Origin of the sequence: Megasphaera sp. ASD88, assembly GCF_002287425.1 — a bacterium.
Taxonomy (GTDB): Bacteria; Bacillota; Negativicutes; order Veillonellales; family Megasphaeraceae; genus Megasphaera; species Megasphaera stantonii.
In genome coordinates, this window is sequence record NZ_NQXW01000052.1 from 1 (window position 1) to 1,393 (window position 1,393).

1 protein-coding gene is annotated in these 1,393 nt (G+C 54.3%); it reads right to left on the minus strand.

Annotation, left to right across the window (positions count from 1 at the left end; translation table 11 throughout):
- On the minus strand, positions 1–1,350 hold a 1,350-nt coding region (locus tag CJ260_RS12425; protein WP_095630432.1), incomplete at its 3' end, for an ISLre2 family transposase.
- Between the last annotated feature and the right edge of the window lie 43 nt (positions 1,351–1,393).

Consider the following 1,393-nt stretch of genomic DNA (forward strand, 5'->3'; position numbering starts at 1 on the left):
GATATCTTTCATCCATCTTCCGTGTAATGCGCCTTCGCTCCCCGGCATACGGCAGCTGTGCTCTGCATCATACACGCAGTACGGCAGCCGCTGGCGTCGGCATTGCCGCGTCAGTTCCTGTGAATTCAGGTCTGGTACTGTATCGGAGTGTTTCTTCGTCAGGCAATCTAAGGCATAGCGCCACACGTCGCCGCCGTTTTCTGCCAGCGTCCGCAATCGGGCAATCCGTTCCGCCCCGTCTTTGCTCCAGCCCATTCCACGTGAGCTCAGCCGGGCCGACAGGATATGACTGACATGCCCTTCCGTACTGCTGGCGAATGTCTCCCGGTTCTGCAGCCAGTCCCGAATCCCTTCCCAATGGTTCAGGATATATTGCTGACCTCTTCGAATCGCTTTTCTCCGATACGGACGGTGCCGTATCTTCTGTTCAGCTTCCCGGCAGAATTGCTCCCGGTCATTGGCCAGCAAGGCGTCATACAGAGGTTGGATCGTTTCCGTCCCCGCTATCTGCCGCAAGTATTTGACAACATGAAATCCGTCCGTGACGCAGCGGCTCTTTTCCAGGTACGACGTCGCGCTCTGTATCCACGCCGCCCCGTCTCCCAGAATCGTAATCTCTGGACTGTCGTATACGGTTTGGATATATTCCTTGATTTCCTTCCAAGGCATCCCATATCCCGTAAACACCCGTTTGGCTGTCAGTGTTCTCCGTTTTTTTCCCTCCGCTACTTTCCCTTCATATACATAGGCCAGCCGCAGCTGCCGGCTGTTTCCCTGCTGCATAGCCACATGGTCTTCGTCGGCTTCGATGAACAGTTCGGATACCTTCGGCCTCCGTTCCGGCAGGGGAGCCGCCGTATTGGGGATCGTCCCCAACCGGCATAAGACGTTCCGCACGCTCTGTTTGCTTACCGGGACCGGAGTGGCTACTTGGGCTGCTTTCGCATAACTCATATCCTTGGCATGTTCTGCCATTCGGGCCTGACAGGAAGCCTCGATCCGGCTGTACGCCGGCAGTTGGCACCATTCGTCCAGCAGATAGGTGTAGCGGCCCGTGTCTTTCTGTCGGTAATACCGGCGGTGAAAGGTGATTTCTCCAAACGTGGTTACCAAGGTACGCGAACGGGCTGTTTCTTTGATCTGATAGGTACGTTGCGGCTTCACCGTTTCATAGATGGCTTCATCGGCCTGTTCTAACATTGCCGACAACACCTCCCGCCCTAGGTTCTGCACAAACTCTTGTACAGCCAGCGTCACGTCGGTCAGGGACGCCTGGCCCGTTACTAACGATTCCATATTTGTGTTGAAAAAGTCTGTACTGAGAGAAAGAATCTGTTGTATAATGTTCATGAGAAGGACTCCTTTGCGTGAGATTGTGGTGATTTCATTATAC